Genomic DNA, 20,295 nt, shown 5'->3' with positions numbered 1-20,295 from the left:
CTCCGTTATGTGATTAGCTTCACACAAATATCTTGGTCAACCACTTGAAATTTTATTACGTGTAAAACGTTTGGCGCCATGACAGGGCTTTCAGGCTCGCTACGGAGCAAACGCTTGCCTCTCTCCCGCCGAGGTTTCATCCTCATTTGCTGCCATGGCACCCTCTGACTAAAAAGTTCTCTTTTGGGGCTAATTTGTCGTGCGATTGATATGGGGCCAATTTTTGTTGAAAATTTGCGTGTTAAATGAAGCTTTATTGGCTCGGATTGTTCGTTTTTTGTCTTTCCGGTGAGCTGAATCACTATTCTGAACTCCCTCCCTATGCTAGATTCCGCCCCTTTAGCGCATTGCTAATTCGGAAACGGACAGAGAGCGGTCAGCGCAGACTGACCATGGATGTGATAACAACGAGAGAATTATGGACACCTTGATCGCAATGATTAACGACCTGATGTGGGGAGCCGTGCTCATCTACCTGCTCATCGGGGTCGGGATCTTTTTCACTTTCCGCCTGGGGTTTATCCAGGTTCGCCACTTCGGCCACATGTTCTCGGTACTGCGCAATAGCCGCAAATCCGACAGCGCCGGCATCTCCTCCTTCCAGGCCCTGTGTACCAGTCTGGCGGCCCGTGTCGGGACCGGCAACCTGGCCGGCGTCGCCGTTGCCATCTATCTGGGGGGCCCTGGCGCCATCTTCTGGATGTGGCTGATCGCCTTTATCGGCATGGCCACCGCCTTCGTGGAAAGCACCCTGGCCCAGCTCTACAAGGTCAAGGATGAGGACGGCAACTACCGTGGCGGTCCGGCCTATTACATGGAGCGTGGTCTTGGCATGCGCTGGATGGGGGTGGTTTTCTCCCTCTGCCTGTTGCTGGCATTCGGTCTGGTGTTCAATGCGGTGCAGGCCAACTCCATCAGCCTGGCCATGAACGTGGCCTTCGGCATTCCTGACTGGGTCAGTGGCCTGGCGCTGGTGGTGCTGTCCGGCCTCATCATCTTCGGCGGCATTCGCGGCATCGCCCGCTTCGCCGAGCTGGTGGTGCCCTTCATGGCGCTGGCCTATATCCTGATGGCGCTGTTCGTGGTGGTCATGAACATCAGCGAGCTGCCCGGGGTGTTCGCCCTCATCATCAAGTCGGCGTTTGGGATCGAGCAGGCTGGCTCCGGTGCCATGGGTTATGCGATTTCCCAGGCGATGATCAACGGCATCAAGCGCGGTCTGTTCTCCAACGAGGCGGGCATGGGCTCGGCGCCCAACGCCGCCGCGACCGCCACCCCCTATCCGCCGCACCCGGCTTCCCAGGGTTATGTACAGATGCTGGGGGTGTTCCTCGACACCATCGTCATCTGTACCTGTACCGCTGCCATCATCCTGATGTCCGGTCAGTTTGAGCCAGGCTCAGGCGTGACCGGTGTGGAGCTGACCCAGCGCGCGCTCTCCTCCCAGATCGGTGGCGGTGGCAACATCTTCATCGCGGCGGCCATCTTCTTCTTCGCCTTCACCTCCATAGTGGCGAACTACTCCTACGCCGAGACCAACCTGGTGTTCCTCGAGCACAACCACAAGGGCGGCCTGATGCTGTTTCGGATGTTTGTGCTGGGCATGGTGATGTTCGGCTCGGTGGGCGAGCTGCCGACCGTGTGGGCGCTGGCAGATGTCTCCATGGGGATGATGGCCATCGTCAACCTGGTGGCCATACTGCTGCTGTCCGGGGTCGCCATCAAGCTGGCCAAGGATTACAACGATCAGCTCAAGCTGGGCAAGGTGCCCACCTTCGATGCCAACAAGTACCCGGAAATTCGCAGCCAGCTGGAAGCGGGGATCTGGGACAATCCGCCCAAGAGCAAGCAGGCCTAAGGCCTTGCTTGGCAGGGTGGACGATCACAGTGTCGCCCTCAGAAAGGGGAGCCGTTGGCTCCCCTTTTTTTGTGGGTAATGCAGGCGCGGCACGGGGACGGATCCGTGGTGGCGACAGCGACCAGGCTGAAGACTTCACCCAGACTTCACACCAGCGCATACCTGGCACATGGAGCGGCGCTAAGCTGGTGTCACTTTTTCGCCGCGTATGCGGCAATTCAGACAGACGAGAGGATGAATCGATGCAAACACGACAGTGCACCCACTGGTTGGCGGTGACGACCCTGCTGTGGGCCGGCCTGACCCAGGCCGACACCGAGCCTGCGGCGCTGCGCCAACTGGTCGATGAGACCATCAAACCCGTGATGACCCAGCACAAGATCCCGGGGATGGCGGTGGCGCTGCTCAAAGATGGCAAGGCCCACCTCTTCAATTACGGGCTGGCCAACCGGGAGGCGGGCCCTCAGGTTGACGATCAGACTCTGTTCGAGATTGGTTCGGTCAGCAAGACACTCACTGCGACGCTCGGGGCCTATGGGGTCGCTGGCGGTCACTTTCGCCTCGATGACAAGGTGAGCAAGCGCGATCCCGCCCTCAAGGGCAGTGCGTTTGACCAGGTGACCATGGGGCAGCTGGCGACCTACAGCGCCGGCGGCCTGCCCCTGCAGTTCCCGGATGAGGTGAACTCCGCCGCCAGCATGCAGGCCTACTACCGGCAGTGGTCACCCGCCTATCCGGCCGGTACCCATCGCCAGTATTCGAACCCCAGCATCGGCCTGTTCGGCCATCTGGCGGCCCGCAGCCAGGGCCAGCCGTTCGAGCAGTTGATGGAGCAGACCCTGTTGCCCAAACTCGGCCTGCAACACACCTATATCAAGGTGCCCGAGGCGGCCATGACGCACTATGCCTTTGGCTATGACAAGGGCGACAAGCCAATCCGGGTCAACCCCGGCATGTTGTCCGCCGAGGCGTACGGCATCAAGACCTCGGCGCGGGATCTGCTCAAGTTCGTTGAGGCGAATATGAGCGCCCAAGGCGACAAGCAGCTGCAGGCGGCGATAGCGCTGACCCACACCGGGGCCTATTCGGTGGGGCCTATGACCCAGGGGCTGGGCTGGGAGATGTATGACTATCCCCTTAGCCTGGAGACGCTGCAAAGCGGCAACAGCAACGACATGGTACTCAAGCCCCGGCAAGTGACTCCCTTGAGCAAGCCCGCACCGGCCAAGGCTAGTACCCTCTTTAACAAGACGGGCTCGACCAATGGCTTTGGTGCCTATGTGGCCTTCGTGCCTGCCAAGGGGATCGGCATCGTCATGCTGGCGAACCGCAACTACCCCAATGCGGTGCGCATCGAGGCGGCCTACCGGATCCTGCAGCAGCTCGATTAAGTCGATCCGTCGACAAGCCAAATGAAAACGCCGGAGCCCAAGGCTCCGGCGTTTTGTTAGATGGTATCCGCGCAAGGCTGATCAGCCGTACTGCTCTTCCATCCAGGCTTCGACGATCAGCAGGGCCGAGACCCCGTCCACGCTGTCCTTGCTCAGCGCCTTGTAGCCACCGCGCTCGAACAGCCGGGCACGGGCATCGGTGGTGGTGAGTCGCTCATCCTTGAACTCCACCGGCTTGCCGAAGCGGCCGTGCAGGCGATTGCCAAACTTGCGGGCGCGCACAGTGATCTCCTGATCGGTGCCGTCCATGTTGAGCGGCAGGCCGACAATGAGCAGATCCGGCTGCCACTCCTTGAGCAATTTATCGATCTCGTCCCAGTTGGGAATGCCGTCGTTGGCCTTGAGGGAACGAAGGGGTTGGGCTGTGCCCGTGAGCTCCTGGCCGATGGCGACGCCGATACTCTTGGTGCCGTAGTCAAAGCCCATGATGCTGCGTGATGACATGGAGTTCCTCGAAACTGGGGTAGATAAAAGGGGGCCTCTAGAGCCCACCTAGCAAGAAATTAACTGTGCCCCACCTGGCTGGAGAGGTGCAGCGGATTGACGCCGATGCTGGCGGCGGCTTGCTGCCAGCGCTGGTGGGATTGAGCCGTGTTGAACCACATTAGCTATGTCCCACCTGGCTGGAAAGGTGCAGCGGATTGACGCCGATGCTGGCGGCGGCCTGCTGCCAGCGCTGGTGAATGGGGGTCTTGAACACCAGATCCGCATTGGGCGGGATCACCAGCCAGGATCCTGCCACCAGCTCCTGCTCGAGCTGCCCGGCGCCCCAGCCGGCGTAGCCGAGTGCCACCAGCCAGTGACTCGGCGCCTCGTCGGTACCGAGCGTCTCCAGGATGTCCTTGGAGGTGGTGACCATCATCTCGTCGCTCACCTGCAGTGTGGATTTGAAACCGGGCCGGAAGCTGTGCAGCACGAAGCCGCGATCGGCATGCACCGGGCCGCCTTGCAGCACGGATTGCTTCATGTCGGGGGTGGCAGGCGGGCTCAGCTTGAGCTTGGCCAGCATGGCATCCAGTTCCATGTCGAGCGGGATATTGACCACCAACCCCATGGCGCCCTCGCTGCTGTGCTCGCACAGGTAGACCAGGGAACGCTCGAAATAGGGGTCTGACAGGCTCGGCATGGCGAGCAGAAAATGGTTTTGCAGTGTTTGCATAGGGGCCAAATAGTGCAAAGGTGTTTGGGGTGATTATGGCAGTTGGTGGCGGCGGGCAAAACCGCTTTTTGCGGCCGGGGCGCGAAGTCGGGCACGGATCCGCAAAGGAGGTAGCGGGGGCCGCGAGGGCCCCCGATGGGAATTACTTGCCCAGCCGACGCTCGATGGCATCCATCAGCATGCCGGTGATGGAGACGTCGAAGGCCGCCTCAATTTCGCGGATGCAGGTCGGGCTGGTGACGTTAATCTCGGTCAGTCGATCACCGATGATGTCGAGGCCCACAAAAATCAGGCCCTTGGCCTTGAGGGTCGGCCCGACGGCGCGGGCGATAGCCCAATCGGCCTCGCTCAAGGGGCGCGCCTCACCGCGACCACCGGCCGCCAGGTTGCCACGAGTCTCTCCTTGCGCCGGAATGCGGGCCAGGCAGTAGGGCACGGGCTCACCGTCCACCACCAGCACGCGCTTGTCGCCGTCCTTGATGGCAGGCAGATAGGTCTGCGCCATGCAGTACTGACTGCCATGTTCGGTCAGGGTTTCGATGATGACCCCGACGTTGGCATCATCCTCCTTCATGCGGAAGATGGAGGCGCCACCCATGCCATCCAGGGGTTTGAGGATCACGTCCTTGTGCTCGGCGTGGAAGGCGCGCAGCTTGTCGGCGCGGCGGGTCACCAGCGTGGTCGGGGTGTGCTCGGCGAACCAGGCGGTGTAGAGCTTCTCGTTGGCGTCACGCAGGCTCTGGGGCTTGTTGACGATCAGGGTGCCCTCATCCTCGGCCCGCTCCAGCATGTAGGTGGCGTAGATAAATTCGGTGTCAAAGGGCGGATCCTTGCGCATCAGGATCACATCCAGTGTGGAGAGCGGCTGATCGATCACCTCGCCCAGCTCATACCACTTGGCCGGATTTTGCTCCACGCGCAGCGGGCGCATGGTGCCAAAGGCGCGACCCGCCTCCATGTAGAGATCCGCCATCTCCAGATAGAACAGCTCATAGCCACGACGTTGGGCTTCCAGCAGCATGGCGAAGCTGGAGTCTTTCTTGATGTTGATGGCCGAGATGGGGTCCATCACGATGCCGAGTTTGATGGTCATCCGAAATTCCTTCTGTGGCTCGATGAGGTTGTTAGGGCCGATGAACACAGTGCCATCGACCCTGTGAGGCTGCAATCGTTCGATGGGCCGCCGCGCGGCGAATCGAACCGGGCAATCAGGCTAAGTCACCAAAGCGGCACTGCAACGCCGAGATGGCGGTCAGGGCGGCTGTTTCGGTGCGCAGCACCCGCGGCCCGAGCAACATCTCTTTGAACTCTTCCTGCACGGTACGGGCGATTTCCTCAGCAGACAAGCCGCCTTCGGGGCCGATCAGCAGGCGCACGCCGTGCTCCGGTACCGGCAGGGTGTTGATGCTGTATTCGGCGCGCGGGTGCAGGTTGAGCTTGAGCTCCTGGGTCTCTTCCGCGAGCCAGGCATCCAGCTCCATCGGCATGCGCACCTCTGGCACCACATTGCGGCCGCACTGCTCGCAGGCGCTGATCACCACCTTCTGCCACTGCTCGCGCTTTTTCTCCAGCCGGTCGGCCGGCAGCTTGACGCCGCAGCGTTCGGAGAACAACGGGGTGATGCAGGTGACGCCGAGCTCCACCGATTTCTGGATGGTGAAGTCCATCTTGTCGCCACGGCTGATGACCTGGCCGAGATGGATGGCGAGCGGCGATTCCACCGACTGGGTATCGCAACCATCGATGTGCACTTCCACCGCTTTCTTGTCGACGCTGGCGATGGTGGCAGGGTATTGGTTGCCGTCGCCATTGAACAGCTCGAGGGGCTGGCCCGGCTGCATGCGCAGCACCCGGCCGATGTGGTTGGCACCGTCTTCCGACAGGGCCAGGGTCTGACCAACCTGCAGGGCGGCCGGCTCATAGATACGTGGAGTGCGCATGCTGTATATCTGTCTCTTTTCTGAGGCTTAAGTGGTTCAACCTGCTATCAGGCTGTCTTTTTGTGGTCCATCTGCATCGTAAAGTCGTTATTGAATGCGATTAAATTTGGTTTGGATGCGAAAAATGGCCCCACTGGCAGCTTGTCGCACCGAGTTGGCACCGCTTCATATCATGGGAAGGACGTTATTGCCTTCCCCGATAGATTGGGTCACTGGCACTGCTTTTCAATAAAGGGATTGGTATTGCCCTGCAGCTTGCCGATGCGGCGGTTGCGCTCGCACTCCCAGCGATCCGCCGGGTACTGCCTGTCCCAGGCTTCGAACAGTTTACGCTGTTGGGCGGCCAGGCGCAGCCCGTACTGCTCCCCCATGTAGAGGTAGGCGCGGGCGATCTGGCCACGGACCGGCCCCTTGGGCGGCTGCACCTGACGCTCCTTGAAATCCACCAGCATCTGGCACTTGCCGTACTGGTTCGGCTTGCCGTTCCAGTCGGAGAAGCGGTAGTTGGCGCGATCGCCGTTCACCTCGCCGATGGCGGGGAAGAGGTTGTGCATGTCCCCCTCCATCTTGTTGAACTCATCGCTCTTGCCGCAGTTCTTGCGACCCCCTTCCTGCCAGCACTGCAGCTGGTGGCCGAACTCCCAGGCGGGCACCACGTGCTCCCACTCGATGCGGGCGGCGCGATTGGCCTGTTTGCGCGGCAGGTAGCCGCAGCTCTCCCAGTCCGGCGCCATCTTCTTGCCGCTGAACTTGATGTTGCAGCCGCAGTAGAAGGTGGTGGGGTGGCTCTGATAGAGCTTGACGAGATCCTGCTTGGCGGCGCGGAAGGTCTGGGCCTCCTGTGCCTGGAGCGGCGCACTGACCAGCAGGGTCAGGCCAAGGGAGAGCAGGGGAAGGCCGAAAGCGAGCGAAGGGCGAGACATGAAGATCCTTGAACATGAAACAGGTGGATGAAGAAGGTGGGCACCCTAACACAGGGACGCGACACCCGTTGGCTCAATGCGTCTCAGGCTGGTGCACCAGCGGCTGGCGACAGCGGCGGCAGTGATAGCGCGCCTCACCCCGTTGCACCTTGTTGTGACGGCGAACGGAGAGCTGATGCTGCTGGCAGGCGCAGGCATAGGGCAGGGTGCGCTGGCCGAGCACCGCGAGATCGAAGCTGTGGGTGGTGCGGGGTTCGAGGTTGAACACCTCGCGCATCACCGATTGCCACTGCTTGCCGTGGGGCAGCACCCGATTCTTGCCGCGGCCCTCGCCCCAGAGCGCATAGACCAGCAGGTGCGCCACCTCGTGGGGCACTACCTCGTCCATGAAGGCCTGCTGGTTGGCTTCATACAGCGCTGGGTTGAAGCGCAGCTCCCAGGTCTGCAGCCGCGCCGACCCCGCCGCCCGGCCACGCATGTTCAGATAAATGCGCGGGCGCGGGAAGGGACGGCCAAGGCGTGCCTCGGCTTGCAAAAAGCAAGCCTCGACTCGCGCGGCGAGCAGAGTATCGGGGGAGGGGAGGGCAGTCATGGGCAATCCTGTCGAGCGGCGAATAAGCAAAAAGGGGAGCCAGGCTCCCCTTTTATCACAGGCTCATGCCTTGGGACATTACAGACCGGCGACGCCGCGCAGCAGGGCGGCCTTGTCGGTCTTCTCCCAGGGGAACTCTTCGCGACCGAAGTGACCGTAGGCGGCGGTGGCCTGGTAGATCGGGCGTTTCAGATCCAGCATCTCGATGAGGCCGTACGGGCGCAGCTCGAAGTGCTCGCGTACCAGTTTCACCAGCAGCTCCTCGGCAACCTTGCCGGTGCCGAAGGTTTCGACGCTGATGGAGGTCGGCTCGGCCACGCCGATGGCGTAGGAGACCTGCACTTCACAGCGATCCGCGAGACCCGCGGCAACGATGTTCTTGGCCACGTAGCGGGCGGCGTAGGCGGCGGAGCGATCCACCTTGGACGGATCCTTGCCGGAGAAGGCGCCACCACCGTGACGGGCCATGCCGCCGTAGGTGTCGACGATGATCTTGCGACCGGTCAGACCGCAGTCACCCATGGGGCCGCCGATAACGAAACGGCCGGTCGGGTTGATGAAGAACTTGGTGTCCTTGGTGATCCACTCGGTCGGCAGTACCGGCTTGATGATCTCCTCGCGCACCGCTTCCACCAGATCGCTGTGGCTGACGGACTCGCAATGCTGGGTGGAGAGCACCACGGCATCCACACCCAGGATCTTGCCTGCGTCGTCGTAGGCGAAGGTCAGCTGGCTCTTGGCATCCGGGCGCAGCCACGGCAGGGTGCCGTTCTTGCGCACTTCGGCCTGGCGTTTGACCAGCAGGTGAGAGTAGGTGATCGGTGCTGGCATCAGCACGTCGGTTTCGTTGGTGGCGTAGCCAAACATCAGGCCCTGGTCACCGGCGCCCTGCTCGTACGGATCGGTACGGTCAACACCCTGGTTGATGTCGGGGGACTGCTTGCCGATGGCGTTGAGCACGGCGCAGGAGTCGGCATCGAAGCCCATGTCGGAGTGGGTGTAGCCGATTTCGCGCACGGTGTCGCGCACGATCTGCTCGATGTCGACCCAGGCAGAGGTGGTCACTTCACCGGCCACCATGACCATACCGGTCTTGACCAGGGTCTCGCAGGCGACGCGTGCCTTGGTGTCTTGCACCAGGATGGCGTCCAGTACCGCATCGGAGATCTGGTCGGCGATTTTATCGGGATGGCCTTCGGAGACCGACTCGGAAGTAAACAGCTTTGCCATGTTTGGTTCTCAATCGTGTGGGGTTATCGCCTCGGCCATAACCGGAAAATGACAGGTTCTTTGTAGAGGTATCTACATCTGGACGTCTATTTTAATTAGGCCAAAGGGTGATTGCCAGCACTATTTTGGTCTGGACCCGCTCGGGCCAAGCTCTGCGGCACAATTACCCCATTTGGGGGGCAAGGGGATCCAGGCTCAATCGTTTTCCCTCGCAAGAAAAGCGATTGTGCTCCCAAAGCCACTTTATTCGCCCAGATAATATTTGCACCGCGCCCGCCCTGCTGGGACAATAACGCGCCTTAATCTTGGCCATCAAATGAAGCAATCGCAGGAGATACAGATGCCTTCTCGTAAAGAGCTTGCCAATGCCATTCGCGCATTGAGTATGGATGCCGTTCAAAAAGCCAACTCCGGTCACCCGGGCGCCCCCATGGGAATGGCAGACATCGCCGAAGTGCTGTGGCGTGGCCACCTCAAGCACAACCCGAACAACCCCAAGTGGGCCGACCGTGACCGTTTCGTACTGTCTAACGGCCACGGCTCCATGCTGCTGTACTCCCTGCTGCACCTCTCCGGTTACGACCTCTCCATCGATGACCTGAAGAACTTCCGTCAACTGCACTCTCGCACCCCGGGTCACCCGGAGTACGGTTATGCCCCAGGCATCGAGACCACCACTGGCCCGCTGGGTCAGGGCATCACCAATGCCGTAGGCATGGCGATCGCCGAGAAGGCCATGAGCGAGCAGTTCAACCAGCCGGGTCACGACATCGTTGACCACTACACCTACGCCTTCATGGGCGACGGCTGCCTGATGGAAGGTATCTCCCACGAGGCGTGCTCTCTGGCCGGTACCCTGCAACTGGGCAAACTGATTGCGTTCTGGGATGACAACGGTATCTCCATCGACGGTCACGTCGAAGGCTGGTTCACCGATGACACCCCCAAGCGTTTCGAAGCCTACGGCTGGCACGTCATCCCTGCGGTCGACGGCCACAGCCCGGAAGCCATCAACGCTGCCATCGAAGCCGCCAAGGCCGAGACCGGCAAGCCGACCCTGATCTGCTGCCGCACCATCATCGGTTACGGTTCACCGAACAAGTCCGGCTCCCACGATTGCCACGGTTCACCGCTGGGCAACGACGAGATCGCCGCCGCCCGTGCCTTCCTGAAATGGGATCACGCGCCCTTCGTTATTCCGTCTGACATCGCCGCCGAGTGGAATGCGCAAGAGAAAGGCACCAAGCTGGAAGCCGACTGGGCTGCCAAGTTTGCCGCCTATGAAGCCGCGCACCCGACCCTGGCTGCCGAATTCAAGCGCCGTACCGTCGGTGAGCTGCCGGCTAACTGGGCCGCTGAATCTGCCAAGATCATCGAAACCCTGCAAGCGAACCCGGCCAAGATCGCAACCCGTAAAGCATCCCAGAACTCTCTGGAAGCCTTCGGCAAGCTGCTGCCCGAGTTCATGGGTGGCTCTGCGGATCTGGCACCGTCCAACCTGACCATGTGGTCCGGCTCCAAGTCCCTGACCAATGAAGATGCCTCCGGCAACTACATTCACTACGGTGTGCGCGAGTTCGCCATGTCCGCCATCATGAACGGCATCGCCCTGCACGGTGGTTTCATTCCTTACGGCGCGACCTTCCTGATGTTCATGGAATACGCCCGTAACGCCCTGCGCATGGCCGCCCTGATGAAGCAGCGGGCCATCTTCGTTTACACCCACGACTCCATCGGTCTGGGTGAAGATGGCCCGACTCACCAGCCGGTTGAGCAGATCGCTTCCCTGCGTCTGACCCCGAACATGAGCACCTGGCGCCCATGCGATCAGGTAGAATCCGCCATCGCCTGGAAGCACGCCATCGAGCGCAATGACGGCCCGACTGCGCTGATCTTCTCTCGTCAGAACCTGCCGCAAATGGACCGCACCGCCCAGCAACTGGCCGACGTGGCCAAGGGTGGTTATGTGCTCAAAGATTGCGCCGGTACCCCGGAGCTGATCCTGATCGCCACCGGTTCCGAAGTGGAATTGGCTGTGGCCGCTTACGAGCAGCTGACTGCCAAGGGCCGCGCCGTGCGTGTGGTTTCCCTGCCGGCTACCGACGTGTTCGACGCACAATCTGCCGAGTACAAGGAATCCGTGCTGCCGATGAGCGTGACCAAGCGTGTCGCCATCGAAGCGGGCATCGCCGACTACTGGTACAAGTACGTGGGCTTTGGCGGCAAGATCATCGGCATGACCACCTTCGGTGAGTCTGCACCGGCCGAGCTGCTGTTCAAGGAATTCGGCTTTACCGTGGAAAACGTGGTTGCTACCGCAGAATCCCTGTAATTCCTGAACGTTGGGTCAATTTGACCCAATAGCCAGAACGATAAAACGCCCTCCATCGCAAGATGGGGGGCGTTTTTTATTGGTTGAAGGAATGTGATTGAATGAAAAAAGCTGAACGACTCAGCTTTTTCAAGACAGTGTTAACTTTTCATTTTGGGTGTCACTAAACGTTTTTTGACAATAAGGAAAGCGTTGAAAACTAAGTGATGTAACATTGTTTTTCCAAGATACGATTCGTTTTGTGCATCCGTTCGTAGTGGAAAAATATGTCAAATTTCTAAGCGGTGTTGGATATGGGAAGTGAGGGCTACGGCATGCCGATTATTGAAAAGACAGATTACATACGGTGGATATCATGAAACCTATTCCTATAGCTCTTTGTGCTGGGTGCATTCTGGGCTGCGGTATTATCATTGGTGTTTTATTGGCCAGGATGTCAGTGCATGACCAACCAATCTCGTCTGATTCTCATGAGGTCTTCCAAGCACTAATGGAAATTTCAGCGATGCATATTCCTGAAAAGTCAGTGGCCTGTGAATTGACAGGTAAAAAATATAATCGTGATAATGGCGGTGGCGATTTAACATTAGTTAGTGACTTTATCACATCTTATCTAGCATGGTCTCTTCAAGATCAAGGGAGGGGGAGGCTAGACTGTGATGGAACAAGTGTTAAGCAATGCACTTGGTCATACGGAGATAATTCACAAATGGAAAGTTGGGATAGGTTTTTAAAGTTTGAATACAACACGCAAACAAAATACATCGATCCAAATACTTTACATTGTATCGACGTACCATGATCGGTTTTTAAAAGTAGATTGTTAATGTTTTGGGTTGGTGGGAAGTGATTTGATTTTCGTGAAGATAACGTAATTGCATTACCAAGTCGGATATTAAATTGTTTTATATAATGATTTTAAGAAATAGTGTCTCTTCAAATTATGTAAAAAGACACCGGCCTAAGCCGGTGTCTTTTTATTGCTAGAGCAATGTCTTAAACCTGCGGCGGGGTGCTTTCCGCATTGGACATCACTGCATCCATCTGTACCAGAGCGCCGGCGGGCAGCTCGCTCACGCCAATCACGGTGCGGGCGGGATGGTAGCTCGGGAAGTACTGGCTATAGATGGCGTTGACCGCGTCCAGATCCTCGATGTTCTTCACCTGGATATTGACCTTGACGATGTCGTCCATCACATGGTTGATGCTCTCGACGATGGCCTTGATATGACTGAGGCACTGGGCGGTCTGCTCCTTGACGCAACCGGTCAGGATCTTGCCGGTGGCCAGATCCAGCGGCAGCTGGCCCGCGATATGGTTGTAGTGGGAGAAGGCAACGGTCTGGGTGTGCAGTGCGCTGGGCGGCGCCTTGTCGGTATTGCGGGCGCTGATCACCAGGCCGTGTCTGTCTTCCACCAGTTGCGGCGGGGTGCCGTCACCGTGGGAGACCACCGCATCCATCTGCACCAGGGCGCCCATGGGCAGGGCGGAAGCGGCAATCACCGAGCGGGCCGGCAGGTAGGCGACTGCGCGGGCGATGGCAGAGTCCGGGAAGAAGGTGCGGTAGACCTCGTTGACGGCGTCGATATCGGCGAGGTTCTGCAGATAGATGGTGACCTTGACGATGTCATCGAAGGGCACGTCGATGCCTTCAAGCACGGCCTTGATATGGGTCAGGCACTGGGCCGCCTGCGCCTTGATGCCGCCCTCGACCAGCTTGCCAGATGCCACATCGATGGGCAGCTGCGCCGCGATATTGTTGTAGTGGGAAAACGCGACAGTTTGGGTATAGAGCGGACTCTGGGGAGCCTTGTCGCTATTGCGGGCGAGTTTCACCAGGGCGCAAGGAGCCTGCGGGAAGGTGCCTTCGCCGTTGGAGATGATGGCGTCCATCTGCACCAGGGCATGCATTGGCAGGGCAGCCACGGCGAGCACGGTGCGGGTCGGCACATAGCCTGGGAAGAATTCCGCGTACACGGCATTGACCGCGTCCAGATCGGCGATCTCTTTGAGGAAGACGGTGATTTTAACGGTGTCGTCCATCACGTGGCCGATGCTCTCGATGATGGCCTTGATATTGGTGAGGCACTGTCTGGCCTGATCCTTGATATCACCGCCGATCATCTTGCCGGTCTTGGGATCGACGGGCAGTTGCGCTGAAATATTGTTGTAGTGAGAGAAGGCCACGGTCTGGGTATAAGGACCCAGCTGTTGGGGGGCATGTTCGGTATTTCTGGCGGACTTGATAATAGTGCCACTCATGGTGGTTACTCCTCTTCTTAATAGTAATTATTGATATGGGTACAGTTAACCCTGGCCACACGACGGTCGACCCGCTGTCGAAATAGCCCGGCTGATTGGCAGTTCTATTTACCAATCGCCAGCCCATTGCCTGTGCACAGAAATAAGCGCAACAGGAAACGACAACCGCTGCCTCGGTTATTGTGTCAATCCATATAAGAAGAGGATTGGATAAGAGAGGTCTGGTTTGGGTTAAGCATTTCAGACAGGAGGATTCTAGGAGTGGTGATGGGCGGGATGCAAACCGGGATCTCATTTCTATGAGATGGCTCAACGCTCTGAAATATAGCTAAAATGCCATTCGATTCACGATAAAAGAGGGCTCTGCCCTGCTAAAGCAGCATGTTCGACGCAGCAAGGCCGCCAGTGCTGGGGTTTCGTCTCGACAGCCATGAGCCTCGCTGTGAATAAAGCGTTAACACTATGCACCATCTTGCAGCTAATCGATTTTATTGTGCATAGATATGTATTTTTAGGCCCGTTGCGGGGCTATCTCGCCGCCTGAAAATATGCTAGCCGATGCCCCTGTTGGCGCTGATAACACCGTGCCTGAAATATGATTCAACACTTTTGCATAAGTGGCCCTTAGGGGCGGCGCAGGGGCGTAATAGGGGGCATGAAATTCGGCATATATTTTCTGACCCAGAGGCGAGCAGAGGCGCGGCGGCAAGGGACTGGCGGCCAGATCGTCGGCCAGGCGGTGGGGATGACTGGATCTGGCTGTATCAATCGGCTATCAATGAGGGCTGGCATCTTGCCCTTGCCAAATCGCCTTGGCCGCCTGATCAAGGCGCTGGCGCCCCCACTTGATAAGGAGATCACCCTATGAAGATCGTTACCGACCCCCTCGATGGCCCCGAGATCGCCGCTTTTTTGCAGGCGCATCTGGATGATATGCGCGCCGTCTCGCCACCAGAGAGCAAACATGCGCTGGATCTCGAGGGGCTCAAGGCACCGGCGATCACCTTCTGGTCCGCCTACGACGAGCAGACCCTGGTGGGTTGCGGCGCCATCAAAGAGCTTGCACCCGATGGCGGGGAGATCAAATCCATGCGGGTACACGGCGCCGCCAGAGGCAAGGGGGTGGGCTCGGCCATCTTGCGCCACCTGATTGCCATCGCGCGGGGCAGGGGCTATCGCTACCTGAAGCTGGAGACCGGCGCCACGGCCTTCTTCACGCCGGCCCACGGCCTCTATCAGAAGCACGGCTTTATCGATTGCGAGCCATTCGGGGATTACCGGGCCGACCCCAATAGCCTCTTTATGGTGCTAACTATCGATCAATGACAGTTATACGTGTCATATCTACTGTTATGACAATGGCAGGCAGTGTGTCTATCTGGTGGGGATAGAGGGAGCAATATGAACCACCACTTTCTCTACGGCCTCCTCTGGTGGTCGGTGTTGTTGCCGACGGCCCTGCTCAGCCCGATCTTTCTGCTGCTGGGGCTGGCCGCCCTGATGGGCATGGGAAGCGAGGGAGGAGCCATCTCCCTGCTGCTGGGCACCTCCATACTACTCGGTGGCCTTGGCTTGCTGACGCTCTCCCGTCTCGACCGCCACTTTCGGCTGGGCGCCCCCCTCGGACATATCCGTTGGTCGCTGGCGGGGCTGTTGGCCGGCGCGATAGCCTCCCTCTCCTTGCTGTGGCTGCTGCCAGGGCAGTGGTTCTCCCTCTGGCCGCTGCTCGCGGTGGCCTATTTTCTCGTCCGCCTATTGCGACGATGACGTACTCGCCATGACAGCCGCCCTGCACGCCGTTCACGGGATCCCTACGCCGGGAGCAGCCCATGGCCTACCCAGCTCACACTTTTTGACTAAAAAGTTAATAAAAAACTTGAATGGGAGCTGAGTCGCTTTTTTAATTCGTTATTAATCATAATATTAGTTGTGCCGCCAGGGGCCCTTGCCGGCTAACCTGAGTGCACCGGTGTAGATCGACCCAGAGGTGGCAAGCAGGATCGCGATGCGATCATCATGAGCTGACCATGGAGGATCTATGCTGGGTTTCGTACTGGGTGATATGTATTGTCGATTGGGTTCGTACCGGCCACCGCCCCGGCTGGGTAAACACTTTCCCATCTCCCCCGAATATCAACTGCGTGGTCGCGCCTCCGCTGCCATCATAACAATCGAGAGCCTGCTCGATACCCCCTATCCGCAGAAGAGGTTCAGGGATCTGGTCTATGGCGCCTTTATCGACCGCCAGCGCCGCCTGTTCGCCGAACACGTCATCATCGCCCAGCTGGAGAGCAGCCAGGATGTCGAGCTGTCGGTGGATTTGTCATTTATCAGCACCGCAGTGCCAATTGGCTTGCTCGCTATCTCGGAGGAGATAGCGCTGCTGACCGTACCCCGTCCCACCAAGGCCCACCCGCACCACGAGGTGCTCTGCCGGGTGCTCGATTGCACCGCCATGCTGATGTTCTATGCCAAGGTGATCCGCCAGCGCAACGCCGTGCTGGAAAACATCGGCTACCAGTTTGGGTATCAACCCGGTGCCGAACTGTTGGCGCGGGAAGGCACCGGTGGGGAGGACGATTATGTGGCCTTTATGGTCAACGTCATGACCTGCCTGGCGCACTCCCACTCCTTCAAGGAAGCATTGGAGAACGGGGTCAAGATGGGCATTCGCGAGCCTGCCTTCTTCTGCATCGTCGGGGCCGTCGCCAGCACCCTCTGGGGCATTCCCAAGCCATGGGCCTATCAGGCCTCCCAGTTTATTCATCGTCACAACGCCCACTACATCCAGATCCTGCTGCGCTGCGAAGCCCGGGTCGGTCGTTCCCAGATCAACCTGGTGCCCCCCAAGCCGCCCCTGTGTGCGCCGGTCAAGCGGCAGGTGATCCGCTTCCTGAGAGGCGCATTTTAGGGGCGCTGCGGCAAATAAGGCGTCTGCCTGAAGACGCCTCTCTGGTTTGCCATCAGCGCTTGCCATCCGTCATATGAACGGAACGCGCCTCCCGCCAGTGAATGGGGAGGCGTTTTCATATCGGACACTGCTATAAAGCTATGGCGCAGCGAATGCGCTTGGATGGGCGAGATAAGCCAGTATGGGGGCGGCGCCACTAATCTGATCCAGGTCGCTTTTTCCCTTCAATCTGCTTGGTAATTTGGCGCCATTCGGTACTATCCGCTCTGTGTGACTCGTATGGGTAATGATTGTCGACTCAGTACCGATACGACGGCTCACTAATCCCATGTTAATCAGCGCCTGCGTGGTGGGCATCTTGTGACAAGAGACATATTGAGGTGTGCGCGTTCAGCGCTCAGGGGTAATTAGAATGGCGTGTGCTATTTCCATCCGGCCGTCGGATAACAGATTGCAGATAAACAATGACGACTATGACCTGAATAAAATAAAGGGTGTAGAGGTGAGGGCGCTGACCTGGAAAGATCACCTGCGCAAGATGATGTTGCTGGGCCTGGTAACCTCCAGCGTGTTGTTCTATTTCATCCCCACTGAAGAGCAGGCAAAAAGTGCTCTTCTCGTCTTCTTTCTACCCATGGTCGGCTTCCTGGCGGGGGCCTTGATGGCACTGATATCGAGTGCGAAATATGAGTTCCGTGTCGAGTTCGCTCACACCGATGAGACCGGTGTGCAGTGGATTACGGTGGCAAAAAGCCGGCATGCTGCGGATTATTCGATGTTTAAAGAGCGGGCGGCCGAGCTTGGGGAATATATCCAGTAGCTGGTGGTGAATAAGGCATAGGAAATAGGGATAGTACCTGATGATGTTCGGTATTTATTCCGCCATCAATATAAAGCCCGAGCAGGCACAGCCTGATCGGGCTTTATTATAGGGTCTCGATAATCGTCAGGCGGGATAGAGGGCGCCGAGAACCGCTGGGCGGCTGGCGCCGCTGTATCGGAGGGCAGGTTGCCCTTCTTGCTTAATACAGCGGTCGTTATTGCTCAAGCGGGATAGAGAGCACCCAGAACCGCTGGGCGACTGGCGCCCGTGACCGCAGGCAAGTTGCCCGGTTCATGCCGAATAAAGCGCTGCGCCAGCCAGGCGAAGGCGGCCCCTTCCACCCAGTCGGGGGCGAGCCCCAGCTCTGCCGTGCTGGCGATATTCCACTGGGGCAGCAGAGTAGCGAGTTCTGCCAGCAGGGGGGCGTTATGGGCGCCGCCACCACAGACAAAGAGCTCTGCCTGGCCATGGGTCTTGTCCAGCGCTGGCAACTGGCGAGCGACGCTGTGGCAAGTCAGCGCCTGCAGGGTGCGTTGCACATCCACCGGGGCATAGGCACTGTCCGCCAGCTCGCCGCCCAGCCATTCGAGGGTAAACATCTCCCGCCCGGTACTCTTGGGCCAGGGGGCGGCGAAGTAGGGATGGGCCAGCAGTCTGGCAAGCAGTTCAGGGATAGGGGCGCCGCTGGCCGCCCAGCGGCCGCCCGTATCATAGTCGCCACCTTGGGGGTGATGACGGCGATACCAGCCGTCGAGCAGGGTGTTGGCGGGGCCGGTGTCGAAGCCATAAACCCCAGCTGAGTGGCCCGGCAGCACCGAGATATTGGCGATGCCGCCGAGGTTCAGCACCACCCGCAGGGCGCCCGGCTTGGCGAACAGCGCCTGATGGAAGGCGGGTACCAGGGGGGCACCCTGGCCGCCGAGGGCCATGTCAGCGGTGCGAAAATCGGCTATCACGTCGATGCCGGTGAGCGCCGCCAAGAGGGCGGCATTACCTATTTGCAGGGTGAAGCCCAAGTGGGGGCGATGACGGATGGTCTGGCCGTGGGAGCCGATGGCGCGAATGTCGGCGGGGCCAAGCCCGGCCTTGGTGAGCAGGGCCTGAGTGGCGGCGGCAAATTCCCGTGCCACCAGGTTGTCGGCCACGCCCATGCGATCGATTTCGTTCTCACCTGGGGTGCAGAGGGCGTGCAGCTCGCGGGCGGTGTCGCTCGGCCAGGGGTGACAGAGGGCCGCCTCGACCCGCAGCGTATCCCCGTCCGTTTCGATCAGCACGGCGTCTATGCCATCGAGGCTGGTCCCCGACATCAATCCGATATATCGCTCAGTCATGATATGCCCCTGCTTGTTGAGAACATGCGTGCGAAACCAAGGGTAGAGGCAGGAGGCCTGCATCGATACCAGAGCATATGCCAGTGCCCGATATCAGCTCGATATCACGCTCCTTCATTCCCCACTCCCTGGTGGCGAGTTAGATGTTGCCACCGTCCTGTTTATGCTGCGCCAGCTGCAGCTCGCTGCTGCCGAGCTTCGCGAGCTGCGGCATGGCCATGGCCCTGAAGTTCGCCAGCTCCCGTCCGCTCAGGGTCTCCGCCTGAGGCAGATTGAGGGTACGCGGGTTCTTGTGCACGCCGCCCACCACAAATTCATAGTGCAGGTGCGGGCCCGTGACCCGGCCGGTGCCGCCCAGCAGACCTATGGTCTGACCCTGCTTGACCCGCTGGCCCTTGTTCACCGTGCGCTTGGAGAGGTGCAGGTACTTGGTCACAAAGTTGCCGGCGTGCTTGATGAAGACGTAGTTGCCGTTGAACTGGTTGTAACCGGCCGCCACCACGCTGCCGCCGCCCGCGGCCATGATGGGGGTGCCCACCGGCGCCACGTAGTCGATGCCGTTGTGGGGGCGCACCTTGCCGGTGACCGGGTGCAGGCGACGCGGGTTGAAGTTGGAGCTGATGTATTTGAAGTTGACCGGCGCGCGCAGGAAGCTCTTGCGCATCGCCTTGCCCTCCGGCGTGTAGTAGTTGCCATCCTCGTTCAGCACGGCGCGGTAGATGGCGCCCTGGTTGATGAACTCGGCGGCCAGGATGTCGCCGGAGGCGACCCGCTCGTCATCCTGATATTTGTCCTGATAGACCACCCGGAAGCTGTCTCCCGGTTGCAAGTCCTGGGCGAAGTCGATGTCCCAGCCGAAGATGGCGGCGAGATCCATGATCTGATCCTCGGTCATGCCCGCTTCGGCGGCGGCGCCCCAGAAGCTGGAGCGAATTTCGCCTTTGGCCACCTGCTCACGGGTGTCGAGTTCGAGTTTGACCGGTTTGGCGACGAAGCCCTCGGCCTTGCGACTCACCTTCAGCGCCTGCTCCAGGCTGTGAGGGTAATAGAGGCTCTGCAGATCGCCGCTCTTGGTGAGCTTGAAGGTGAGCTCCTGGCCCGGCTGCAGGGTACGCAGCGGGTTGGTGGCCTCGAGCTGGGCGATGAGGTAGAGATCGCTGGCGCTAAGGCCAAGGCGCTGGAAGATGACCTGCATGTTGTCACCCGCGCGCACCTTCACCTGCTTGGTGACATAGCTCGGCTTGGCGGACTTCTGTGCCAGGGCCTGAGGCTGCGCCTCACCGTCATCGAGGGGCGAGGCATCGGCGAGGGGCTCGTCATCATTGACCCGAGTGGCCACCGCCTGCTCGCTGGGCCAGGCTGCCAGCATCATCACCATGATGCTCAAGATCAGCACCATCTTGCGGTGCCAGGTAGGAAGAGAGTTGAAGGCGTTCCAAATAATCATCGAGGCAGACGGGTCGAGAGGAGAAAGAACGTCGGA

The 20,295-nt window shown here is 59.4% G+C and carries 18 protein-coding genes; 8 read left to right on the top strand and 10 right to left on the bottom strand.

Annotated features, from left to right (window positions below; all coding sequences use genetic code 11):
* Window positions 1–418 precede the first annotated feature (418 nt).
* Together BN1137_RS15580 and ampC are read left to right on the top strand one after the other, a co-directional pair.
* Window positions 419–1,858 carry an alanine/glycine:cation symporter family protein gene (locus BN1137_RS15580; protein ID WP_050719480.1) on the top strand — a complete coding sequence of 480 codons (1,440 nt, stop codon included), beginning with the start codon at window positions 419–421 and terminating at the stop codon, window positions 1,856–1,858.
* Between the two features lie 242 nt (window positions 1,859–2,100).
* A complete protein-coding gene (gene ampC / locus BN1137_RS15575) occupies window positions 2,101–3,249 on the top strand; it encodes a class C beta-lactamase (RefSeq protein ID WP_050719479.1) in 1,149 nt (382 codons plus the stop codon).
* 81 nt (window positions 3,250–3,330) lie between these two features.
* Here ampC and ruvX read toward each other — a convergent pair whose 3' ends face one another.
* From ruvX to metK, 7 genes are all read right to left on the bottom strand, one after another.
* Window positions 3,331–3,753: a Holliday junction resolvase RuvX gene (gene ruvX, locus BN1137_RS15570; RefSeq protein ID WP_050719478.1), complete on the bottom strand. Its 423-nt coding sequence runs from the start codon at window positions 3,751–3,753 to the stop codon at window positions 3,331–3,333.
* A 160-nt stretch (window positions 3,754–3,913) separates the two neighbouring features.
* Window positions 3,914–4,468 (bottom strand): YqgE/AlgH family protein, encoded by a 555-nt coding sequence (locus tag BN1137_RS15565; RefSeq protein WP_050719477.1) that lies wholly within the window; start codon window positions 4,466–4,468, stop codon window positions 3,914–3,916.
* A 142-nt stretch (window positions 4,469–4,610) separates the two neighbouring features.
* Window positions 4,611–5,561: a glutathione synthase gene (gene gshB / locus BN1137_RS15560; protein WP_050719476.1), complete on the bottom strand. Its 951-nt coding sequence runs from the start codon at window positions 5,559–5,561 to the stop codon at window positions 4,611–4,613.
* Window positions 5,562–5,676: 115 nt separating this feature from the next.
* On the bottom strand, window positions 5,677–6,408 hold the full coding sequence (gene rsmE, locus BN1137_RS15555) for a 16S rRNA (uracil(1498)-N(3))-methyltransferase (protein WP_050719475.1): 732 nt from the start codon (window positions 6,406–6,408) through the stop codon (window positions 5,677–5,679).
* A gap of 209 nt (window positions 6,409–6,617) precedes the next feature.
* A complete protein-coding gene (locus BN1137_RS15550; RefSeq protein WP_050719474.1) occupies window positions 6,618–7,331 on the bottom strand; it encodes an endonuclease in 714 nt (237 codons plus the stop codon).
* Between the two features lie 73 nt (window positions 7,332–7,404).
* Window positions 7,405–7,923, bottom strand: coding sequence for a SprT family zinc-dependent metalloprotease (locus BN1137_RS15545; RefSeq protein ID WP_050719473.1), 519 nt, complete (start codon window positions 7,921–7,923; stop codon window positions 7,405–7,407).
* A 78-nt stretch (window positions 7,924–8,001) separates the two neighbouring features.
* On the bottom strand, window positions 8,002–9,153 hold the full coding sequence (gene metK / locus BN1137_RS15540; RefSeq protein WP_050719472.1) for a methionine adenosyltransferase: 1,152 nt from the start codon (window positions 9,151–9,153) through the stop codon (window positions 8,002–8,004).
* A gap of 340 nt (window positions 9,154–9,493) precedes the next feature.
* On the opposite strand from metK, the gene tkt reads away from it, so the two are divergent.
* Window positions 9,494–11,485, top strand: coding sequence for a transketolase (gene tkt / locus BN1137_RS15535; protein ID WP_050719471.1), 1,992 nt, complete (start codon window positions 9,494–9,496; stop codon window positions 11,483–11,485).
* Window positions 11,486–11,840: 355 nt separating this feature from the next.
* On the top strand, window positions 11,841–12,287 hold the full coding sequence (locus BN1137_RS22515) for a hypothetical protein (protein WP_157433788.1): 447 nt from the start codon (window positions 11,841–11,843) through the stop codon (window positions 12,285–12,287).
* 194 nt (window positions 12,288–12,481) lie between these two features.
* On the opposite strand, the gene BN1137_RS15530 is transcribed toward BN1137_RS22515, so the two are convergent.
* On the bottom strand, window positions 12,482–13,747 hold the full coding sequence (locus BN1137_RS15530) for a RidA family protein (protein WP_050719470.1): 1,266 nt from the start codon (window positions 13,745–13,747) through the stop codon (window positions 12,482–12,484).
* A gap of 864 nt (window positions 13,748–14,611) precedes the next feature.
* Between BN1137_RS15530 and BN1137_RS15520 the strand changes: the two genes are divergently transcribed.
* From BN1137_RS15520 to BN1137_RS15505, 4 genes are all read left to right on the top strand, one after another.
* The gene (locus BN1137_RS15520) at window positions 14,612–15,073 is read left to right on the top strand and encodes a GNAT family N-acetyltransferase (protein ID WP_050719468.1); all 462 of its coding nucleotides are present in this window, start codon (window positions 14,612–14,614) and stop codon (window positions 15,071–15,073) included.
* A gap of 75 nt (window positions 15,074–15,148) precedes the next feature.
* Window positions 15,149–15,514 (top strand): hypothetical protein, encoded by a 366-nt coding sequence (locus BN1137_RS15515; RefSeq protein WP_050719467.1) that lies wholly within the window; start codon window positions 15,149–15,151, stop codon window positions 15,512–15,514.
* A gap of 271 nt (window positions 15,515–15,785) precedes the next feature.
* On the top strand, window positions 15,786–16,658 hold the full coding sequence (locus tag BN1137_RS15510) for a hypothetical protein (protein ID WP_050719466.1): 873 nt from the start codon (window positions 15,786–15,788) through the stop codon (window positions 16,656–16,658).
* Window positions 16,659–17,070: 412 nt separating this feature from the next.
* Complete coding sequence (locus BN1137_RS15505) at window positions 17,071–17,478, top strand: hypothetical protein (RefSeq protein WP_198150655.1); 408 nt, start codon at window positions 17,071–17,073, stop codon at window positions 17,476–17,478.
* A gap of 224 nt (window positions 17,479–17,702) precedes the next feature.
* Here the strand turns inward: BN1137_RS15505 and BN1137_RS15500 are convergent, their stop codons facing one another.
* Together BN1137_RS15500 and BN1137_RS15495 are read right to left on the bottom strand one after the other, a co-directional pair.
* Window positions 17,703–18,812 (bottom strand): anhydro-N-acetylmuramic acid kinase, encoded by a 1,110-nt coding sequence (locus tag BN1137_RS15500; RefSeq protein ID WP_050719465.1) that lies wholly within the window; start codon window positions 18,810–18,812, stop codon window positions 17,703–17,705.
* A 139-nt stretch (window positions 18,813–18,951) separates the two neighbouring features.
* Window positions 18,952–20,259 (bottom strand): peptidoglycan DD-metalloendopeptidase family protein, encoded by a 1,308-nt coding sequence (locus BN1137_RS15495; RefSeq protein WP_050719464.1) that lies wholly within the window; start codon window positions 20,257–20,259, stop codon window positions 18,952–18,954.
* Window positions 20,260–20,295 lie beyond the last annotated feature (36 nt).

This window comes from Aeromonas tecta (assembly GCF_000820185.1).
In the GTDB taxonomy this organism is placed as follows: domain Bacteria; phylum Pseudomonadota; class Gammaproteobacteria; order Enterobacterales; family Aeromonadaceae; genus Aeromonas; species Aeromonas tecta.
This window is presented reverse-complemented; position numbering and strand designations above follow the sequence as displayed.

Excerpts from the sequence above, each read along its gene's own strand:
- BN1137_RS15515 (WP_050719467.1), top strand. The coding sequence starts at position 15,149 with ATGAACCACCACTTTCTCTACGGCCTCCTCTGGTGGTCGGTGTTGTTG.
- BN1137_RS15510 (WP_050719466.1), top strand. The coding sequence starts at position 15,786 with ATGCTGGGTTTCGTACTGGGTGATATGTATTGTCGATTGGGTTCGTAC.
- BN1137_RS15500 (WP_050719465.1), bottom strand. The coding sequence starts at position 18,812 with ATGACTGAGCGATATATCGGATTGATGTCGGGGACCAGCCTCGATGGC.
- BN1137_RS15550 (WP_050719474.1), bottom strand. The coding sequence starts at position 7,331 with ATGTCTCGCCCTTCGCTCGCTTTCGGCCTTCCCCTGCTCTCCCTTGGC.
- BN1137_RS15580 (WP_050719480.1), top strand. The coding sequence starts at position 419 with ATGGACACCTTGATCGCAATGATTAACGACCTGATGTGGGGAGCCGTG.
- BN1137_RS15495 (WP_050719464.1), bottom strand. The coding sequence starts at position 20,259 with ATGATTATTTGGAACGCCTTCAACTCTCTTCCTACCTGGCACCGCAAG.
- BN1137_RS15505 (WP_198150655.1), top strand. The coding sequence starts at position 17,071 with ATGGCGTGTGCTATTTCCATCCGGCCGTCGGATAACAGATTGCAGATA.
- tkt (WP_050719471.1), top strand. The coding sequence starts at position 9,494 with ATGCCTTCTCGTAAAGAGCTTGCCAATGCCATTCGCGCATTGAGTATG.
- ruvX (WP_050719478.1), bottom strand. The coding sequence starts at position 3,753 with ATGTCATCACGCAGCATCATGGGCTTTGACTACGGCACCAAGAGTATC.
- BN1137_RS15530 (WP_050719470.1), bottom strand. The coding sequence starts at position 13,747 with ATGAGTGGCACTATTATCAAGTCCGCCAGAAATACCGAACATGCCCCC.
- BN1137_RS15520 (WP_050719468.1), top strand. The coding sequence starts at position 14,612 with ATGAAGATCGTTACCGACCCCCTCGATGGCCCCGAGATCGCCGCTTTT.
- BN1137_RS22515 (WP_157433788.1), top strand. The coding sequence starts at position 11,841 with ATGAAACCTATTCCTATAGCTCTTTGTGCTGGGTGCATTCTGGGCTGC.
- rsmE (WP_050719475.1), bottom strand. The coding sequence starts at position 6,408 with ATGCGCACTCCACGTATCTATGAGCCGGCCGCCCTGCAGGTTGGTCAG.
- BN1137_RS15545 (WP_050719473.1), bottom strand. The coding sequence starts at position 7,923 with ATGACTGCCCTCCCCTCCCCCGATACTCTGCTCGCCGCGCGAGTCGAG.
- BN1137_RS15565 (WP_050719477.1), bottom strand. The coding sequence starts at position 4,468 with ATGCAAACACTGCAAAACCATTTTCTGCTCGCCATGCCGAGCCTGTCA.
- gshB (WP_050719476.1), bottom strand. The coding sequence starts at position 5,561 with ATGACCATCAAACTCGGCATCGTGATGGACCCCATCTCGGCCATCAAC.
- metK (WP_050719472.1), bottom strand. The coding sequence starts at position 9,153 with ATGGCAAAGCTGTTTACTTCCGAGTCGGTCTCCGAAGGCCATCCCGAT.
- ampC (WP_050719479.1), top strand. The coding sequence starts at position 2,101 with ATGCAAACACGACAGTGCACCCACTGGTTGGCGGTGACGACCCTGCTG.